Source organism: Roseateles sp. SL47, assembly GCF_026625885.1.
Lineage (GTDB): Bacteria > Pseudomonadota > Gammaproteobacteria > Burkholderiales > Burkholderiaceae_C > Roseateles.
This window is the reverse complement of sequence record NZ_CP113068.1, coordinates 2,422,719-2,442,032: the sequence shown is the minus strand read 5'-3', so window position 1 is coordinate 2,442,032 and position 19,314 is coordinate 2,422,719. Positions and strand designations below refer to the sequence as shown.

Annotated in this window: 11 protein-coding genes and 2 tRNA genes; 10 read left to right on the top strand and 3 right to left on the bottom strand. The window is 58.7% G+C overall.

Going from position 1 to position 19,314, the window contains the following annotated elements; genetic code table 11:
* The first annotated feature begins 5 nt into the window (after window positions 1-5).
* Together OU995_RS10540 and OU995_RS10535 are read left to right on the top strand one after the other, a co-directional pair.
* Window positions 6-1,811, top strand: a complete 1,806-nt coding sequence (locus tag OU995_RS10540) for a hypothetical protein (RefSeq protein ID WP_267835484.1) — start codon at window positions 6-8, stop codon at window positions 1,809-1,811.
* Window positions 1,812-1,830: 19 nt separating this feature from the next.
* Complete coding sequence (locus OU995_RS10535; protein WP_267835483.1) at window positions 1,831-2,916, top strand: asparaginase domain-containing protein; 1,086 nt, start codon at window positions 1,831-1,833, stop codon at window positions 2,914-2,916.
* Window positions 2,917-2,990: 74 nt separating this feature from the next.
* Here OU995_RS10535 and OU995_RS10530 read toward each other — a convergent pair whose 3' ends face one another.
* Window positions 2,991-5,495 carry a hypothetical protein gene (locus OU995_RS10530; protein WP_267835482.1) on the bottom strand — a complete coding sequence of 835 codons (2,505 nt, stop codon included), beginning with the start codon at window positions 5,493-5,495 and terminating at the stop codon, window positions 2,991-2,993.
* Window positions 5,496-5,961: 466 nt separating this feature from the next.
* On the opposite strand from OU995_RS10530, the gene OU995_RS10525 reads away from it, so the two are divergent.
* From OU995_RS10525 to OU995_RS10515, 3 genes are all read left to right on the top strand, one after another.
* Window positions 5,962-8,238 carry a TonB-dependent siderophore receptor gene (locus OU995_RS10525; RefSeq protein ID WP_267835481.1) on the top strand — a complete coding sequence of 759 codons (2,277 nt, stop codon included), beginning with the start codon at window positions 5,962-5,964 and terminating at the stop codon, window positions 8,236-8,238.
* Between the two features lie 36 nt (window positions 8,239-8,274).
* A tRNA-Asn gene (locus OU995_RS10520) sits at window positions 8,275-8,350 on the top strand.
* Window positions 8,351-8,463: 113 nt separating this feature from the next.
* Window positions 8,464-8,539 (top strand) — tRNA-Asn (locus tag OU995_RS10515).
* A gap of 103 nt (window positions 8,540-8,642) precedes the next feature.
* On the opposite strand, the gene OU995_RS10510 is transcribed toward OU995_RS10515, so the two are convergent.
* Window positions 8,643-10,177, bottom strand: a protein-coding gene (locus OU995_RS10510) for an IS3 family transposase (RefSeq protein ID WP_267835480.1) whose coding sequence is annotated in 2 segments (ribosomal slippage) — window positions 8,643-9,739 and window positions 9,739-10,177 — 1,536 coding nt in all. Because the reading frame shifts where the segments join, the coding sequence is not laid out codon by codon here.
* A gap of 275 nt (window positions 10,178-10,452) precedes the next feature.
* Between OU995_RS10510 and OU995_RS10505 the strand changes: the two genes are divergently transcribed.
* From OU995_RS10505 to OU995_RS10490, 4 genes are all read left to right on the top strand, one after another.
* Window positions 10,453-10,695, top strand: coding sequence for a hypothetical protein (locus OU995_RS10505; RefSeq protein WP_267835479.1), 243 nt, complete (start codon window positions 10,453-10,455; stop codon window positions 10,693-10,695).
* Window positions 10,696-11,088: 393 nt separating this feature from the next.
* Entirely contained in the window at window positions 11,089-12,726 is a 1,638-nt protein-coding gene (locus tag OU995_RS10500; protein WP_267835478.1) for a DUF6119 family protein, read from the top strand.
* Between the two features lie 49 nt (window positions 12,727-12,775).
* Window positions 12,776-13,675 carry a DUF1837 domain-containing protein gene (locus tag OU995_RS10495; protein ID WP_267835477.1) on the top strand — a complete coding sequence of 300 codons (900 nt, stop codon included), beginning with the start codon at window positions 12,776-12,778 and terminating at the stop codon, window positions 13,673-13,675.
* Window positions 13,672-15,744 (top strand): DEAD/DEAH box helicase, encoded by a 2,073-nt coding sequence (locus tag OU995_RS10490; protein ID WP_267835476.1) that lies wholly within the window; start codon window positions 13,672-13,674, stop codon window positions 15,742-15,744. Before OU995_RS10495 ends, OU995_RS10490 begins: the two co-directional genes overlap by 4 nt.
* Before the next feature lie 21 nt (window positions 15,745-15,765).
* On the opposite strand, the gene OU995_RS10485 is transcribed toward OU995_RS10490, so the two are convergent.
* Window positions 15,766-17,139, bottom strand: a complete 1,374-nt coding sequence (locus OU995_RS10485; RefSeq protein WP_267835475.1) for an IS5 family transposase — start codon at window positions 17,137-17,139, stop codon at window positions 15,766-15,768.
* Window positions 17,140-18,245: 1,106 nt separating this feature from the next.
* Here OU995_RS10485 and OU995_RS10480 point away from each other — a divergent pair.
* Window positions 18,246-19,094, top strand: coding sequence for an IS5 family transposase (locus tag OU995_RS10480; RefSeq protein ID WP_267835474.1), 849 nt, complete (start codon window positions 18,246-18,248; stop codon window positions 19,092-19,094).
* Window positions 19,095-19,314: the final 220 nt, after the last annotated feature.

Sequence of the window (19,314 nt, the reverse complement as noted above, 5' to 3'; positions counted from 1 at the left end):
CCGCCATGAGCAAGACCTCGACGTCCGAGGTGAGCTATCAGGTTCACGTCGACCCGGTTTCGCATGAACTGCAGGTGACGCTGCAGTTGACCGGCCCCGTTGCGCAAGGCACGCTGCATCTCCAGACCCCCAGCTGGGTGCCAGGCAACTACACCTTTACGCAGTTGGGCCGCGACCTGTTTGACGTGCATGCGGTCAGCCGGAAAGACGGGCGGCCTCTGGCGGTCCATCGGGAGGGCTGGCAGGCTTATCGCATCGAAGGCGGCGATGGGGATGTGACCGTCAGCTACCGTGCCTGGGCCTACGCCACGGATCTCGGCGAGCCCTCCGGCATCCTGGACAGCCAGTTTGCCGTGTTGTTGGGGACTCGCTATCTCTACACCCGCCAGTATCTGGGTGCTTGCACGGTGACCTACGACCTCCCGCCAGATTGGCGAGGGTCGGTCCATCATCCCAGTGGCGCGCAGAAGATCGGTCCCCTGACATGGCGTTATCCCAGCTACGAAGTGCTGCTGGACACCCCGGTGGTGATGGGTCACTACGACTTAATCCGCCGGGAGGTGGAAGGGACCCCCATCTTCTTTGCGTTCGTGGACCGAGGGGTTGGCTTTGACGCGGAAGTCCAGGGTTTTGTCGACCAGGTCTGCAAGGTGGCCGCCGGCTTTCGGCAGCAGTTCGGCAGTTTTCCGTTTGACGACTACACCTTTGTGCTCAGCTTGAATCCGCAGTCTTCCTGGGGCCTCGAGCATCTGACCAGCACCATGTGCGGCTTGGGCCCGGACGTCTTCACCGATCCAGACCAGCGGGCCATTGGGGTGCGTGTCTGCGCTCACGAGCTGTTCCATGCCTGGAATGTGCGTCGGCTTCGGCCTGCGCCCTTGAAGGAGGTGGCTGAACAACTAGACAGCGGCAGTTTCACAGAGGGTCTGTGGATGGCCGAAGGTTTCACCCGTTATTACGAGTTTCTGTCCTGCACGCGGGCCGGTGTCTACACGCCAGCCCAGTTCTTCAGCAATCTGGTGGGCTACCTGCAGCACCTGGAGGTAACGCCGGCCTATCAGCGGGTCAGCGCTGCCGACTCCTCGCTGGCCACCTACCTGAATCATTCGCCCAAGTATGCGGGCCGTGCCTGCAATTGCATCGATTACTACGACAAGGGCATGCTCATCGCTTTTGGTGTGGATGCAATGCTGCGCTTGGAATCACCTGCTCGCACCTTGGACAAGGCCTTCCGAGGCTTCTACGAGGAATATGTTGAGGGCGGCCCCAGCGGCAAGGGTTACAGCACCCAGGAGGCGATTGCCTATTTTCGGCAGTTGCAGCCGGCCATCGGCGACATGCTGGACGCCACGGTACGTTTACCCGGCGGGCTCACCACGGATCGCTTGCTGCAGCAATTGGGCTTTCAACCCGTGCTGGAAGAAGGATACCAACTGGGTTTGATGTTCCTCAATGACGGCGCACCAACCATTTACAACGTGCTGGACAACAGCCCCGCCGGACACAGTGGACTGGCGCCGGATGACGTCATCACGACGATCAATGGTTTCAACTTCAGTCCTGCCGCACTGAACTGGGTGGGCAACCGCGCCGAAGCCGTCACGATCGGGGTCCGCCGGGGCCATCGCAGCCTGACGTTCATCGTCAAGCCCAAACGCCATCAGCGAATCACGCGTCTGCGCTGGGAAGGGTCAACGTCCCAGGCTGAGCGCCTGCAGTCCTGGCTGGAACAAGAGTTCAAACCGGCCGCTGGCGAGACGTTTGAAGTATCTTTCTACGAGAACTTTCACGGCATCGAGACCGTGATCTGAGCGCTCAACAGGAGTCGGGATGAAATCCATCTACGTGCTTTATACCGGCGGCACCATTGGTTCCGCCGGGGATCCATTGGCGCCAATGTCCACGGCGCAATTCAGAGCCCTGGTGAACCAGATGCCAGGCCTGAGCGATGGACTGGTGCAGGGGGAGCAGATCCGATATGTGATCGACGGCACGCCCCAGCCGCTGGACAGTTCCAACATGACACCCAGCGACTGGGTGGCCATTGCGCAGCAGCTGGCTGGCGTCTATGCCGACTACGACGGATTCGTGGTGCTTCATGGCACCGACACCATGGGTTACACCGCATCCGCCCTCTCCTTCCTGTTTCAAGGGCTGGACAAGACGGTGGTCATTACCGGCTCGCAACTACCGCTGTCCTACACGGTGAACGACGCCCTGGCCAATCTTTCCGGCGCCCTGGTGATGGCGGCGAAGACTGGTATTCCTGAAGTGACGCTGTACTTCGACTTCCTGCTGTTCCGGGGCAACCGCGCGGTGAAGGTCAATGCCAATGCCGTGCATGCATTTGACTCGCCCAACTTTCCAGCTCTGGCGGCGCTGGGCACGCAGTTGACCGTACAGACTGCACTGGCATTGCCTCCGCCTCCAGCGGCCCAGGCCCTGTCATCGCCTGGCCGCCTCCAGGCCCTGAAGGAACAGCTCCAACGCTTCTCTGCGGCAGTGACCGAATTTTCGGTGCCCATCATGAGTCTGTACCCCGGCATCAATGCCAGTACGGTCGAAGCGATTGTGAACGGCACCCGCCCCCCCGTCAGCGGCCTGGTTCTGCTCGCCTTCGGTGCGGGCAATGGGCCATCCAATCCAGCGTTTTTGGGGGCGCTGTCCAGGGCCAATGCCGGCGGCGTGGTGCTGATGGACAACACCCAGGTGCTTGCCGGAACGGTGAGCATCGACGCTTACGCCACCGGAGAAGGACTGGCCAAGGCTGGGGCCATTTCAGCCTATGACATGACGCCTGAAGCCTCGTTGGCCAAGCTGATCTATTTGCGGGCCCAGGGCCTGGCGCCGGCGGAGATCAAGGTGCAGATGGTGAGCGATCTGCGCGGGGAAATCACGCTGGAGTCACAGCCCTAAACGAGGTTTCGCGAGGTTTCGCGAGGTGCCACGAGGCGCCTGGATCTCCATCGTGTGCCGCAGCATGCGAGAGATCAATTATCCCGGCCATGGCGTTTCAGGATGTCCCCCAGACGGTGGCTGATGCCATAACCCGTTTCCTGATTCCGATACATCTCAATCACGTCCTTGCCGACGTGGCCGACGTCCATCTCCTTCACCGCTTCGAAGATCGTCGTCCAACCCGCCTTCATGACGGTCGGGAAGGCGAGAGACAGTAGCTCCTTCCAAATATCGTATGCGTACATGAAGGTCTTCTCGAGATCTTTTTCGGCAAGCGGCTTCTTGGGGATGCAGATATCGAATAGCGCCAGTGCCGCCTCAATCACTCGCTCCCTTCCACTGACAAGTTTGCCGGTCTCCATGAGCTGATGCTCGTTGATTCGAAGCACGTGCATATGGGACCCCTCGGCATTCGGTAGCGCTCGACCGAGGGCACGAGGGTCGGCATAGGAGGTGGAAGGGGCTGCTTGGTGGACGTGCACATAGTGCTTCACCAATTGGCTGGCGTACGCATGCCAGTCAAAAATCGTCAGCCGAAGGGCATTGCGGCCCGTCAACTGATCCATCGCATGGTCAGCGACTCTGATGGCGTCAGAAAGCTTTACTTCCTTTTTCAACTGGGTGAGGCGAACTTCCAGGTCGTCCAGCAGTTCGCTCAAAGGCCTGCCTGCATAGGACATCAGGCTCGCGCGGAAAAGCGTCCAGGCCACTGTGTGCGACTTCTGTCCCTCGTTCAGGAATTGCGTCGGGGGACGGTCGCGGTCCGACACGTCCACGCGACTGACACCCACTTGGGTGACTGCGAAACTCAACTCCTTGAGCGTGACCGATGATTCGCCCGGCGACGAAACATAGTCCGTCGGCTGGCCTTGGCTGGTTGAGTAGACCGTGACATTCGAAACGAACTCGGACCGCAGAGCACCCAAGTCAATGGCGGTGTCCGGCTGCTCGCCCTTGATTTTCAAAGGGGAGGCGAATTTCGTCCCATCGGAAAGGGGGTATCCAGCGGCCGTGAGCAACTCAGCCATGGTTCCACCCTTAGGGAGAAATTCGGATGAAGCGCATGACTGACCGAGCAGGCCGCCGATGATGTACTGTCCGTGAGCCTTCATCAGCCTCGGCCAGGTGATCGTCAACATGGACACCCAATGTCGCACTGCATATGCAAGCGTTTTTGGTGGCAGCGTCCCCAGCGGGGCGTCGATCAGTTTCTCCGCATTGCTTCTCAGCGAATCCAGTGGGACGCTCGTCTTCCCTTCGGTCTCCATTTGCTCCTCTGCAAACGTGAACTCTTCTGCAGCGCCTCCCTCATCTCGGTTTTCCGATTTTCCTTTGAAGAGCGCACCTTCACTCAGATGGTAGAGCTGGATGTAGACGCTCACCAGTTCAGAAAGCACGCCCTGCCAAACGTCCATCGGAAGCTCTGCCGTGGTGAATGCGTCCACCGCGGACGGCGAGCCCATCCGTTTGAGTAGAAACGGCACCTCCTTCACCTTGCTCAGGAGCGGAAGAAGGGTGTTGATTTCCGACTTCAGGTGGCTCAGCGCTGACGCGACCGTGTGCCCTCGAAGTGCTTCGATGGATCGGCGCACCAGCATCCACGGGACGATATGGCGCCCCTGCGGCGTTGCCGATCCACGTTTGGTGGGTTCGAGATGCGTGCCGACCTGCGTCCGGTCTTCGTTGCCCATCTGGGCATCTCTGATGCCGACAGCGTCAGGTCGGTAGCGATAGGACTGCTCGGCAAAGCTTCCCTGTTTGATCGGCACCAGATAAAAGTGCGACACCAGCGGGTTGTGAATGCGCGTCGAATGGAAATTTTTGATTTGACTCGACGCTTGATTCTGGTAGCTCGGCTCAGTGACCTCACCCTTGGAGAACTTGAGCTCCTTGATCGGCTCTTCCTCATCCACCATCAGATCAAACCCTTCGGAAGTGATCAGCATCGGTTCGTGCTCGAGTTCCGGAGGCGCATAGCTGCCGGGGTTCAATCGGGTGAACTCCTCCTCATCATCGAGGGGATCGTGGTTCCATTGGCCGTTTGAGCCTTGACGGATGATCAGCCTGAATCCGTCCAGGCGCTCGACACAGCACCACGGGCGGCCATCAGACGACTGCCCACGAATAAGTCGGTAATGCTCATTGGTGTCTTTATCGATCCAGACATGGTGGTGCTCTGAGATCGGTGTCTGGTATTCGAAAACCCGTTGCACTGGCGGTGGATCTCCTCGTTGCGAGGGAGCTTTCACCCTCTGTGCAACGCGGCCGGGCTCAACGGACGCCCCGCCAGCGTAGCCTTGGGCGGACAGAGGCCCGGGGGATTCGGCAAGCGGCAACAATGCCGCTTCTGGCTGGTGCGAGAAGCCAAAGGTGGCTTCAATCTGCCGCCGCTGCGCGGCAAGTCGGGGGCTGAGCTCCAGGCAGCGTTGCCAAACGCTTTCAACCCGCCCTCCTACGGACCCAGCCTCTTGGGTTGCGGCCGCGCCCTCGGACTTCGGCTCGCCGATCGACTTGGTGTTTGGCAGGGGCGACCTCATCGTGACAACACCTCCGTCTTGCATGGCCTGCGTGGGGTCGATTGGGTGGCCTGCGTCGCCGCGATCCTCCAGCGGACAAAAGCCACGTGCTCACCCCAACAGGTCGGGCAGTGTCCATGGCCCCGCACCGTCGGCGCCATCGGCATTCTGCGGATTTCGGGCTTCAGGAATGCCTGCTGGGACCACCACGCTAGAATCCGCCCGGTCGGTGGTGATCCCACCGACGTTCGCTAGGGGTGCTGACCCGGGAGACCGGGTCGGCTGAGAAAGTCCCTTTGAACCTGATTGGTGGCTTCGGCCGCCAGGCTGCGGAGAGATCCGCAGTCCGAGTTAATCCTCGCGCAGGGAAGCAAGCCAACCGACCTTCGGGTCTTTCGTGTCCTCGGGCCCCTCAGCCCACGGCGGCCTTGAAGGCGCCTCCGGGACGCGCGCGGTCTGCCCACCTGCCATCGAATGTGTCCTCACGATGGCATCTCCATTTCCCTCGATTTCGCCCGCAGCCGCCACGCCCCGGCTGAACTCTCTGTGTGCGGCCCTGCTGGCTGGTGGCCTGTGCGCCAACGCCTGGGCGCAGGTGGCCGCTGAGAAGTCCGCGACACCCGCCGCCACCTCGGCCACCTCGGCGCCCGCAACAACTGCCACCAGTCCCGGCGCTGCCGAACCGAACACCGCCCTGCCCCAGGTCACCGTGCGCGGCAGCAACGCCCAAGCGGCCCTATCGGTGGGCGGGTTTGGTGACACCCCGGTCGCCAAGCTGCCGCTGCAGGCCAGCGTGATCACCAGCGACCAACTGGCCGACCGAGGCCTGCATTCCCTGGCTGGCCTGGCCTCGATGGATGCCAGCGTGGGTGACAGCTACAACTCCGAGGGTTATGTCTCTTACCTGAAGATCCGCGGTTACGACCTGGACAACCGCTTCAACTATCGCCGCGACGGGCTGCCGATCAATGCGGAAACAGCCCTGCCCCTGGCCAACAAGAGCAGCCTGGAAGTGCTCAAAGGCACCAGCGGCATCCAGGCCGGCACCAGCGCCCCCGGGGGCCTGGTGAACCTGGTGGTGAAGCGGCCCACGGTGGAACTCACCAGCGTCACCTTGGGGGTGAGCGAGCGTGGCACGGTGGAAGGTGCCCTGGACTGGAGCCGCCGGTTTGCGGACAGCTACGGCAATAACAACGCCTTCGGCCTGCGTGTGAATCTGGCGGCCGCCCACCTGGACCCTGAAGTGCGCAGCGCCAAGGGCGACCGGTGGTTGATGGCGGTGGCCGGCGACTGGCGCCTGACATCGGCCACGACCATCGAGGCGGAAGTGGAGTTGAGCCGCCAGAGCCAACCGTCCCAGGCAGCTTTCAGTCTGCTGGGCACCACCTTGCCCGATGCGCACAGCATTGATCCGCGCACAAATCTGAACAACCAATCCTGGAGCCAGCCGGTTGTCTTTGAGGGCCGCACCGCCTCCCTGCGGGTGCAGCATCAGCTGAATGCCGACTGGAAATTGCAGGCGCATGGCGCCATTCAGCGGCTGGTCAACGATGACCGCCTGGCCTACCCATTCGGCTGCACCGGGGCGGACGGCACCTACTGGGCCAGCAGCTATTGCCCGGACGGCACCTTTGACCAGTACGACTTCCGCAGCGACAACGAGCACCGCAACAGCACCGCCCTGGACCTGTCCGCGCAGGGCCGGGTGATGCTGGCAGGCATGCGCCACGACGTGACGACGGGCGTGTTGTTCAGCCGCTTCTACAGCCGTCTTCAGGGGCAGGCTTATAACTACGCTGGTACGGGCGACATCACCGGCTCCCTGCCGACGGTGGCCGACCCCAGCCTGACCGGATCCAATACCGATCGGGATGAGCACAACACTGAGTTGTATCTGCGCGATGCCATCCAGTTGAGCCCCCGGTGGCAGGGCTGGCTGGGGGTGCGCCACACCCGATTGAACCGTGGCAGCTTCCAGGTCAACGTGGCGCCAGGTGAAGAAGCGCGCACCCACTACCGCCAGTCCGTCACCACCCCTTGGCTGGGCTTGAGTTACGCCATGGATCCGGAGCTGATGGCCTATGCCAGCTGGGGCGAAGGCGTGGAATCGGACGTGGTACCCAACCGCACGGATTATGCAAACCAGGGCCAGTCCTTGCCTGCGATGCGCAGCCACCAGTGGGAAGTGGGCCTGAAGGCGGGCCACCGGTCGGTGGATTGGTCGGTCAATTACTTCGACATCAGCAAACCCACGACCCGGGATGTGGAGGTTGGCACGGCTGGGCAATTGCTGCGCCGGCTGGATGGCACACAGGATCATCGCGGGCTGGAGGCTCAGGCGGACTTCAAGTGGCAGGACGGCGGGCTGCAGGCCAGCGCGATGAAGCTGCATGCCAGGCGCAATGGCAGCAGCGACACCAGCCTGAATGGGCTGAAGCCGGTGAACGTGCCGGAAACCACGGCCAAGCTGCTGGGCCGCCAGCGGGTGTGGATCCCGGGGCTGGAACTGCAGGCGGGTGTGATTTATGAGGGCCGCCGCATGGTGCTGCCGGACAACAGCCTGAGCATCCCGAGCTGGACGCGGCTGGATCTGGGCGCCCGTTATGAGCAGGCCATCGGCCGCCAGACGCTGGTGTGGCGCGTGGGTGTGGACAACGTCACGGACCGCCGCGCGTGGCGAGAGTCGCCCTACCAATATCAGCACGTGTATTTGTATCCGCTCGCTCCGCGCACATGGCGTGCGTCTGTGGAGTGGGTCTTGTGATGCGCTGAAATTTCTGTGTATACTCTTGGTCTCCCTTCCCCGATAGCTCAGTCGGTAGAGCGCCGGACTGTTAATCCGTAGGTCCCTGGTTCGAGCCCAGGTCGGGGAGCCAGAGGGAGCCCAATGAAGTAAACGAAGGTCTTCGGACCTTCGTTTCATTTAAAGCCGATGCCCGACCGAAGGCAGCGGCACCAGAATCAGGTCGATAGGATCTGAAAAGACTTTTCCCCGATAGCTCAGTCGGTAGAGCGCCGGACTGTTAATCCGTAGGTCCCTGGTTCGAGCCCAGGTCGGGGAGCCAAAATCGAAGCCTCATTCGCGTAAGCGGATGGGGCTTTTTTCTTGCCGCCCGACACGGATGTCAGCCGCAGCACCGGTGCGCGTCAAGCTACCTGTCGCCTCATTTATGCAGCCAATGGCTGAGTATTTCGGCAACGCGAGGCTGCGGTGACGACCGATTCGCGCTCCGGGTTGAGCGTGACGGTCGTGACGTGCGACCAATCCCGCGTATGGCGTGACCAGCGCGCCGGGTTGCGCTGCCGGGCCGTGAGATACACGTCGTGCCGGGCCGCCAGGATCGCGACATCCGCGCCGTCGTGCCGCTGCGCCGGGCTCACGTAGCGAATGCCGCTGTGGCGGTGATCGTGGTTGTACCAATGCGCGAACTTGCACGCCCATTCGCGCGCGCCACCGAGGTCAGCGAAGCCCTTGTCCGGGAACTCCGGCCGGTACTTGGCCGTGCGGAAAAGCGATTCCACGAAGGCGTTGTCGTCACTCACGCGAGGGCGCGAGTACGAGGGCTTCACGCCCAGCCACCACAGCATCGCCAGCACCGTCGTGGCCTTGAGCGTGGCGCCGTTGTCGCCGTGCAGCACGGGCCGCTGCTCGCGTGGCAGGGCATGGATGCCCTCCGACAGCGCCGTGCGCTGCACGAGCCGGGCGGCGTGATCACTGTCGTCGTCCTCATGCACCTCGAAGCCCACGATCTTGCGGCTGTAGACGTCCAGGATCAGGTACAGGAAGAACCAACGCCCGGCAACTTGCGTGGGTAGGAACGTCATGTCCCAGCACCACAGCTGCCGAGGCGCCTTGGCGCGACCACGGTGGTGCATCTGGCCCTGGGCGCGCAGCACGCGAGCGAAGGTGGACTCGCTGGCGATGTACACGCCCTCGTCGGCCAACATCGGCACGATGCGCGCCGGCGGCATATCGGCGAAGCGCGGCTCGTTGGCCACGCGCAGCACCTCTGCGCGCTCGGATTCGGTCAGCGCATGGGAGGGCGTCGGCCGCACGGCCCCAGGCCTGCCATCGCCCGATTCAAGGCCTTGGCCAGCATTCCAGCGCTGCAGGGTGCGTGCGGTGATGCCCGCCACCGCGCAGGCCTGGTGCAAGCGGGCTCCGGCTTCGCGGGCCGCCTGGATGTCTCGGGCGTGCTCTTGGCGATCTTCAAGGACGATCATTCGTCCTCGCCCTCCATGTTCCTTCTGAAGATCGCCTCGCATTTTTTTGACAGCACCAGCAGCGCTGCCGTCTCCGCCAGGGCCTTGTCCTTGCGCCGCACTTCGCGCTCAAGCTCTTTGATGCGCTTGCGGTCCTCCCGGGTCTGCGATGGGCTCGCGCGGGCCTCTTCCGGTGCCGCCAATGCCTGCATGGCACTCGCGCGCCAGTCCAGCAGTTGCTGCGGATACACGCCGTTCTCCCGGCACCAGGCACTGCGCGTGGCCTCGTCCATCGCCGCGGTCGCAATCACAGCTTCCAGTCGCGCGGCAGCCGTCCACTCGCGCCGATCCAACGGCTTGGTCAACGACTCGGCACGCCAGCGCTCCAGCGTGTCCACGCCAATCCCAATCTCACGCGACACCAACTCGGGCGATGCGCTCTCCGGCGGCAGCATGCGTGCTATCGCTCTGTCCTTGAATGCTTGTCCGTACCTTGCCAACTCGTTCTCACTGCGCCCCCGGGTTCCTCGGTTCTATTGGGGCGACAAGTATTGTGACGCGGGGGGGCACCCGCAAGGCAGATATCGATGCCCTTCTTGCAGCCCGCCATGCGCGCGGCAATGAACTCCTGAGCAAACAGCTTCTGATCACCTGCAGCGCCTCGGTGCTGCCGACTTCGCGTCGGGCCATGGGAAATGGAGGGGGCGCTCGTCATGATGCGGCGATTGTGGAGGCTGTTCCGGCCGGTATGCTCGGAGTAAAGAGGTGAACAACTATGCAGTGGAACGTGCATGAGACCGGCCCCATCGACCTGCGCTGGGAGCGCCTGAAGACAGTCGATCAAATCAAAGCGGAGCTGACAGCCGAGCGCTCATCCGGCGAGGCCGAGTTGCATACTTTCGACCTATCCACATTTGAACGTGCTTGGCAAACCGCCCAACACGCCGCGCATGATGCTGGATGTGACGGCGACTTCCGGACTGCGCCGGTCGTCTTCTGGGTGCCGGCTGAAAGTTAGTTCGACTTCGGCTTCGTCATCAAGCAGAGCAACAACGGCATTACCTACGTTGTCTCGCCTGTTGACCTGCCACACCTCACGCAATAGCAGCCCCCCCCCCCCGCGACTCCGCAGCCAGGCAGCAACTGATCGAGCCTCATCCGTGAAAGCGGGCGAGGATTTTTTTGCAGTTGCACAGTGGCCCGCCACCGAATTCAGTCCACGCTTATGCAGACATAAGGATCTGCCACCGTGAGAGTAGCGCCAAAACCTGCCCTTGCGGCGTTGCAACTTGATACATGAAATGGCATATTTGAGCACAGGCTGCGTCTTGGTACCTTAGGCAAGAGCGGCAGGAGGCTTGGGTTATAAAAAATAACACCCAAGAATTAGATTTTCCAATACAGAGCACAGATGTCTACTGGAACTCCAAAGCCTCAAACTATTGAGGTATCAATTCGGCTTCTAAAGCGAGGAACAACAACCACCTCGGCACTGAAGCCCGATCACGGCTTAGCACAAGAGCCTTCCTCGATCGGAACTCTCTACATTGGACAACGGGACGCAGAAACACCCGACTGGGCCAAATTTCTCCATTCAGCAGCACCGTCGATCAAAAATAAGCTTAGCAATCAAAGCTGCTCAGCAGTGCTATTCGTTGAAAACACTGGTTCGAAGCCTCGACTTTTTGCCATTTGCTTTGGCCAAGGGCACCATGCCCTGGACAGCGACAGAATCGAGCGTCGATTCGGTCTGAAGGTTGTACTTAATAGTGTCTCAAGAAATCAACTACGCACACTAGATAGCGCCACTCTGGACGCAACACTATTTCAAAAGCGTGTGCAGGCAAGTCGCGTTAGTGATCTCAAGGAGTTCGGAGTCGATTCAAACCGAGAGCTTCTTCGGCTTGCATCAGGCCTTCCCGACGACCTAACCTTTGCGAAAGCAGCGGCAGGCAAAGATGCACTACACGTGCGAATCAAGGTATTTCCGCAAGACCTGCCAGCGTTTTGTGCAAGGGCATTGAAGCTCTACCAAGAAAACACGTACAAGAAAGATTTTGGATTTATCGACCACATAGAACCGGAAGAGGATTCGTCACGAATAGATGAACTGGATAATCTTGCGTTTAAGGAGCTCAGTTCATTGGTCGCCGGGTCGGCATCTGATCTCCATATCTGCATTCCAGAAATATTAACTCCTGAAAGCTCCTTTCAAATAAGTTACTACGGTGCATGCTTGCACTCCGGCCCCAAGGACGCCTATCCAGAAGTCGCAATCGATGACTACGTGAAAGAACTACAGCAGGGCGACTTTTCGAAGCTTGATATACACACGCTTCGCTCCAGCCATGAGATTAGGGTTGTCACAGATGGCGAGGGGGACAAGCCCCACAAAAGAAAAATCTATAGCTGCTTGGTATATCACGTCAATCATCGCAGCAAGACCTACGTTCTCTACGACAGCCAGTGGTATCGCATTAGCGATGGATACTTTAACGATATTGAGAACTTCTATCAGCGGATTTTAGCGCCCACTAGTTTCCTCGCATCAACGACATGCAAGAATGAGAAAGAACTGATCGCGGAGCTTTCTAAAGATCCAGCTTTGCTTTGCCTCGACCAAACCCATTCAGCGCCAAAGGGCGCCAAGCGCGAATTGGAGGCATGCGATTTCTTTTCAAAATCGCGGCAGTTCATTCATTTAAAAGATGGGCATGGCTCTGACTCGCTGAGCCACCTATGGAATCAAGCCCTGGTTTCTGCGGAGAGCTTCATTCAGGATGACGGTTTTAGGAGGACACTTAGAGAGGAAGTCAAGGCACGGCAAAGTAAATATGGCCGGACCGGATTTTTACCGCTGTTGCCAGCAGCTACTACGCGTCCAAACGCCACAGATTTTCCGATAATTTTCGGTGTCATGCGGCGCGCCTACTTTGGTAGTGGGAAGTTGGACATTCCATTTTTTAGCAAAGTGGCCCTTAGAGCGGTAGTAAGCCGCCTTCATATCCCCAACTACAGCGTAGAGCTACATTTGATCGAAAAGAAGTAGTGTCTTATGCATATGTCGCACTAAGCAACGAATATCCACAAGGCGCTCAATGGATATAGAAAAGCTGCTATCAACGGCTGATGCATTTTTTAGGACTGTCCATCTCGTTGAAGATCATTTCGATCTTGAACCCCAGAAACAGCATCTCGCGACATTCATAAATTTCCGCGATATTCAACAGATGCGCGCCGACTTTGTCCGCGAGCTTGTGAGTATGCTGGTTCCTTATGTCTATTCACCTCAGAAGCAGATTGAGCTCATCGAGGCGTTGCGTGGAGAAGGTCGCACTGACGCCTCCGCTCACCGTGCATTGTTTGTCCGAGCCCGCAAGAAGTTCAGGCCCAAGCATGTTCAAGGTCAACTCGCTGAACTGATTCTAAGCATTCTATTACAGCATCGGTTTCGAGCGGCCCCGTTAGTAAGGAAGGCATCAATAACCACCAATCCAAACATGGAGAGGAATGGTGCCGACGCGATCCACATAGCAGGAAATCCTGGAAAGTATCTTCTCTATATTGGGGAAGCAAAGACCTATAACAGGGTTTCCGGCTCGCTTCACAGCGCGCTCAAGGACGCTGTGCAAGATGTCGTTCACAAACACTATTCCAACTATGCAAATGAATTGGATTTGTACACGTTTGAGGACTTCATCCCTCCTGAATTGGAAGCACTGGCGAGAGACTTCCTCGCCGGCAAAGAAGTTGATGCAGAAGTACACCTCGTTTGCATCGTCTGCTACAACCAAGACCATGTTCCGGTTGGCCGAAGCAGAAACGATCGCATCAAGTCAATCATCGATTTTCTCAAGACGGAGACCAAGGCCATCAAGATGGAAACCGTCTTAGCCGGCGTAGATGCCGATGTAATTCCACGACTAAACTACATAATATTTCCAATTCAGGAAATGACCAAGTTAATCGAAGAATTCAGTGAAGAATTGGGGGGATGATGGACGGCGACCTCTCAAAGGCGTTCGAAGCGCTGCTTCAATATGATTTGCAAGCGTTTGCGGCTCGACTCGGCTTGAAATCACAGCCAGATCCGCTGCCTTCGAAACTTGCGTCACAACTTCTCAATCACTCCGAGAGATTATCCCGATCAGTATCAAGCAAAGATCACATCTTATGCTTGGTAGTCTGTGGGCTTCTTTGGGAACATCGTGACGACGAATGGGACGGACTTCCCCCATTTGCCATGAATCTTTTAAGCCGGATAGGCTTAGCACCGTCGATGCAGATGCTCGACAGCAAGTTCTCTGAAGGCATTTTTGATGGCTGGGGTAGTCTGCTTCAGCAAGTTGCCGCAACGGCCCGCACCATCGCCTTCGAGGTGCGAATGCCAAATGGTGACCATGTAGTTTTGTCAGAATTTCAGCACAAAGTCTGGATGGCTTTGCAAAGCTCAGGAAATCTCGGCATTTCAGCACCAACTTCAGCGGGGAAGTCATTTGTTCTATTGCATAAGGCAGTAGACATTCTGGCAAAGGAACAGGGGAGTGTTCTATATATAGTCCCTACGCTTAGCCTCATCCAACAAGTGTGCAATGATTTCAGAGCCTGCTTGTCAGAGCAGAATTTAAATCACATAGCTGTACGGCCATCCTTTACCAATGAGCATGACACAGATATAAATTGCGTATTCGTTCTGACCCAAGAGCGGGCCCACTCTGCCCTCTCTGACAAAAAGGCGCTGCGTCGGCTGTCCCTAGTCATAGTTGACGAAGTACAAAACATTGAGCGGGCATCTGTTGATAGCGATGATGAACGCGCTCAGACTCTGCTTGATGTGGTGATGACGTTGATCTTGGAGAGGCGGCCGGCTCGAACCGTGATCAGTGGCCCTCGCCTAAACAATCTGAAGGACATCAGTGCCGGATTCTTTCGTGCAGAAGCTGAAACGATCTCGCAGGATCTGCCGCCAGTAGTAAATGTCACCTATTCATTTACACATACCAACAAGAAAACTTACCTGAGGCAATACAACCCCTTTGATTCCACCACACGAGAGATTGAGGTTTCACTGAAGGAAGAATCCCGGAAGGCGCTCTTCGGGAAGAAGATGTATTCCGATGAATTTTATGAATTCCTGCATTGGCTGATCGCCAAGCTTGATCCTCAAGATGGCACACTCGTATTTTCGCCAACTTCGAATGAAGCAACGAGTGCAGCCATAAATCTCGCTGGTCGCAGGAAAAAGAGAGCAGAGGCCGGCATTCTGCATGAGCTAAGCAAATATGCCGCCGATACCGTGCATCCGGACTACGGATTGTGCGCTTCGTTAGAATTCGGCGTGGCGTACCATCACGGCAAAATGCCAATGCACATTAGGGTTGCCGTTGAAAGGGCTTTTTCTGATCGCGCAGTTAAACTGATGGTTTGCACAACCACCCTGATGCAAGGAATAAACCTTCCTGCAAAGAATTTAATTGCCAGGAATCCGAACCTATTCACAAAGAAGAGCGCACATAGCAAGAGCCTGACACCATACGAGTTCGGCAATCTACGAGGTCGAGCCGGGCGTCTGCTTAAAGATTTCGTGGGCAGGGCGATTGTATTAGATGAGACCGCATTTGAACAAGAGGAATTGGATCTCTCGTTCCCGGAGAAGGATGTCGAGTTCGGATTCAAAGAGCGCTTTGAGAGTGGACGGTCTCAGATAATTGAAGGCCTGCGAAACAACGCCGACATCTCTCACCTTGAGAGCAATCAAGATTTGATCACGCGGATTCGTCAGACATTGCTTCGCCACGGAGATCTAGCTCAGCAACGCTTAGCTGCAGTAGGGATAGCCCTTTCATTGCGGGAGCTAGAACAGGTTCAGGCCGGTCTCAGGGCGCTCCGGATTCCCCTTGAAATTTGCCTAAAACATCCCTATTGGGACCCATTGGTTCTCAACAAGATTTATCTTAGTCACGCACGGAACGAGATTGCCCTCATTCCCAACACGCCGTTTTCGCACGATTTCCAAACCAACATAATTTCCGCACTTCAGTCGCTTCAAGATCTTGCACCTCATTAGTCGGCCCTGAACAACTCGTTTTCAGCCCTGAGCCAGCACGGCGCGCCGTGCGATGAAGGCTTTGGGTGCTGATATTGGGGCGGCCTTACGCAGGGCCAGCGTGGCCGCCGTCGCGATCAGCCCCAACAGGGCGCAATAAAGCACCCGCAGGTGCGCCAGGATCATCCTCAGGTTGTGCCCAGCGCCACACAGGATCGCGTGCAGCGCATCGCCACTCGCGCCCTTGAGCCAGTTCTTGGCCAGCAGCCCGTCGGACTTCATGTGCCCGATCATGGGCTCCACGACTTGTCTGCGCTTGAGCAACTTCTTCAAACGCTTGGGCAGTCTGCGCGTGTGGCTGATCAGCAGCCGCGTGCCCTCGGGCGGCTCCACGCCGCGGTAGCCCCGATCCGCCAACACGATCTTGGGTGCTTGCCCCGTGAGGATGCCCACCTGCTCCAACTGGCTGCCCACCGTGTGTCCGTCATACGGATTGCCCGGCATCGATCGCATTCCCACGACGAGCCCTTCTTGGGCCGTCACTGCGATGGACACTTTCACGCCGAACTCGTAGGGCGTTCTGGCCTTGCCCTTGGCGATGCATTCCGCCTCGGGCGCGTGCAGCGCATACAGCTTGTTCTTGTCGCCACGCTTTTGGGCGTGCAGTCGAGTCGCAATGTCGAGTTTGGCCTTCAGTTCGGGCCCGATCTCACCAGCCTTGCGTTGCACGTCGCGGATGACACGGCCCAGCCAAGTTCTCAGCTTCCTGATCTCGCGCTGCATGCGCCGGTATTGCTTGGCATGGGCGTAACGCCCGGCCTGGTGCTCGGCTGCTTTGCCGACCCGGGCGTAGCTCTGGCGCAACTCGATCCTGGCGTCTTGCGCAGCCTCGACGAGTTGCTCACGCGCGCGGTTGAGCAGTCGGCTATCGGTCGGGTGCGCAATCGCCTTGGGTTGCACCGTGGTGTCCAGCACCACGTGGTCCAGGCTCTGGCGCTTGATCACGCCGCCCTTGCGTGCAGCTTCAATGGAGTGGGCCAGTAGCCATTCGCAGCCGGCCTCGCCGATGCGCTGGCGCCAGCGCACCAGGCTGGAGGGATCGCAAGGCAACTCGTGCTGGAAATAACGCTCACCGCTGAAATGCTGCCAGTACGGGTTCTCACGCCAGCCCTCACACACGTCCTCGTCGCTCAGCGCGTACATGTGCTTGAGGTACAGCAGGGCGGCCATCAGCCGTGTGGGCAACGCAGGGCGGCCAGTGGTGGAGACAAATTGGGGACTCCACTCGGCTTCAAACGCCTGCCAGTCAATCAGCGCCGCCAAACGAACCAGTTCGTGACGCTGGTTGATCAGGTTCAGCAACTCAGTGCGGAACAAGTCCTGATCGGCGCGTTCGTCGGCAGGCTTGGGACCCATGAATACCTCAGTGCAGTTTGCAAGGAATTGATATCGATTCGACCTCAATCCTGCAAATCACACCATCGGCATTCACCCCAAAACCCCAGCATTCATGCGGGTTGGCGGAGTTTTTCAGGGTCGACTCATTATTATTTTAAATATTTCAAAGAAGCACACGAGCCCACAGTTAAATCAATTGTCTCCAGCGCGCAAAAATGGGCAACACAATCCACTTTAAGAGAGATCATCACATGGAAAAGTGGGAGTGAAACGGCGAGCGAAATAGATAGACGTGTTAAGCGCGTTCAACAAGAGGCCGCGTACGATCTGCCAAAGATACTCAAACCTCTCGTAGCCATTCAGGACTCCGAAAACGGGGTCATCGGAATAATAGAATCGGGCGCGTATCAGATAGCTTTGCGCCGATTGATTGAATACGGTCTTCCACGTGAAACAGCTATACGCATAGGGAAGTCGAGGGGATTCGCTGCAAACACGGACCGACCTATCGACGATCTTCTATCTTCGGCTTGGGACGCCAGCCAAGGTCTCACCAGATTCGATCAAGAGCAGATAGAAGCGCTCTCATAGCGACAAATCGCAGTTCATATCCCTCTGCCAAGTCACAACTCAGCTTAGAAGGTTTCTGCGAGTTCAAGGCATTGCTCTAGCCGATGCGTAAGCTCCCCCACCAAGTAGACTGCTGAAATCAGAGAATGCGGCCCAGCCAGGCCTACATGTGGTCCTTGGGCTTCATGCTGGTGTGTCTGATTGCGGGAGCGATCATTGGCTTCCGAGTCGGAAGGAAATGGACCGTCCGCGCTTGAGCAAGGCATGTCCCCTGCTGGGCACTTCTCAAAACCTCTCTCACACCTGACACCGGAATCGGTCACCATACAGGCCATGATCACACCCCGCATCAAGCCCTCGGCCTTCTGGCGCCGCCAGGCTTCATCTGACCTATTCGTTCAGGACCGACGTCAGGAGAAGATGGGCAGCTTCATCGCCAACCTCGCGGCGATGGACGAACTGGTGGACTTCGCAGCAGTTGCAGCTCAGGTGGAGGCGCCTGCCCACGGCCCGACCGCAGCAAGGGTGGTCGCCCGCCGTACTCCACCGAGATCATGGTGCGGCTGGTGTTCATCCAGTCGCTGTACAACTTGAGCGACGAGGAGTGCGAGTACCAGGTGCTGGGCCGCATGAGCTTCCAGCACTTTTGCCGGCTTGCAGGCGAGCTGCACATCCCGGACGCACGCACGCTGTGGCGCTTCAAGCAGCAACTGGCCCAGGGTGGCCTGGGCGGGAGGGCCATCTTCGAGGCCGCGGTGAGCCAGCAACTGCAGGCTCACGGCTACATCCCGCGAGGCGGGCAGATCGTGGACGCCAGCATCGTGCAGGCGCCGGTCACGCACACCAAGAGCGAGGAGCGCGAAGCGCTCAATGAAGGGCAGGCCCCTGAGGGCTGGTCCTCCAAGAAGCTGCGCCACACCGACCGCGCCGCCCGCTGGACGAAGAAGCACGGCAAGAGCCACTACGGCTACAAGGTGCATGCCAACAGCGACGCGCGCTACAAGCTCATCCGCAAGATCAAGGTCACGCCGGCCAATGTGGACGACGGCCAGACCTTGAAGGACGTGCTGGACCCCAGCAACACCGGCAAACGCGTGCTGGCCGACCGGGGCTATGACAGCCAGGCCAACCGGGACCTGCTGCGAGAGCAGCAACTGCGAGACGGCATCGGCAGAAGAGCGCGGCCTGGGCAGCAGAAGCGTCAGCGACTGGATGCGCGCAACACGGCCATCAACCGCATCCGGGCCAGAGGCGAGCACGTGTTCGCGGGCCTGCAGCAGTTGGGTGGCAAGGTCGTGCGGGCCACGACGCTGGCTCGCAATGAACTGGCGGTGACGCTCCAGTGCGCGGCCTACAACGTCAAGCGGCTGGTGTGGCTGGCCGCCCATGAGCCGGCGCATTGAGCGCCGCCAAGGGCGAGGTGCGCCCGCTGAGCCCGCAAAGCGGGAGATGAGGGGCCTGGCGGCCAGCTTCGATGGCTGAAACGGGCTTGTGCGGCCTCAATCCGAGGCTGCGGACATGCTCGCGCCTTCAGGTGCGGCGAGAACGAGGTTATGAGAAGTGCCCTGCTGGCTCGTCGAACTACACGTGTATGTCGAGTCTCGATCGGGCGACCCATCCAGT

What these genes read in the sequence shown, in the direction of transcription:
- OU995_RS10540 (WP_267835484.1), top strand. Translation starts at nt 6, where the DNA reads ATGAGCAAGACCTCGACGTCCGAGGTGAGCTATCAGGTTCACGTCGAC.
- OU995_RS10535 (WP_267835483.1), top strand. Translation starts at nt 1,831, where the DNA reads ATGAAATCCATCTACGTGCTTTATACCGGCGGCACCATTGGTTCCGCC.
- OU995_RS10530 (WP_267835482.1), bottom strand. Translation starts at nt 5,495, where the DNA reads ATGAGGTCGCCCCTGCCAAACACCAAGTCGATCGGCGAGCCGAAGTCC.
- OU995_RS10525 (WP_267835481.1), top strand. Translation starts at nt 5,962, where the DNA reads ATGGCATCTCCATTTCCCTCGATTTCGCCCGCAGCCGCCACGCCCCGG.
- OU995_RS10505 (WP_267835479.1), top strand. Translation starts at nt 10,453, where the DNA reads ATGCAGTGGAACGTGCATGAGACCGGCCCCATCGACCTGCGCTGGGAG.
- OU995_RS10500 (WP_267835478.1), top strand. Translation starts at nt 11,089, where the DNA reads ATGTCTACTGGAACTCCAAAGCCTCAAACTATTGAGGTATCAATTCGG.
- OU995_RS10495 (WP_267835477.1), top strand. Translation starts at nt 12,776, where the DNA reads ATGGATATAGAAAAGCTGCTATCAACGGCTGATGCATTTTTTAGGACT.
- OU995_RS10490 (WP_267835476.1), top strand. Translation starts at nt 13,672, where the DNA reads ATGATGGACGGCGACCTCTCAAAGGCGTTCGAAGCGCTGCTTCAATAT.
- OU995_RS10485 (WP_267835475.1), bottom strand. Translation starts at nt 17,139, where the DNA reads ATGGGTCCCAAGCCTGCCGACGAACGCGCCGATCAGGACTTGTTCCGC.
- OU995_RS10480 (WP_267835474.1), top strand. Translation starts at nt 18,246, where the DNA reads ATGGTGCGGCTGGTGTTCATCCAGTCGCTGTACAACTTGAGCGACGAG.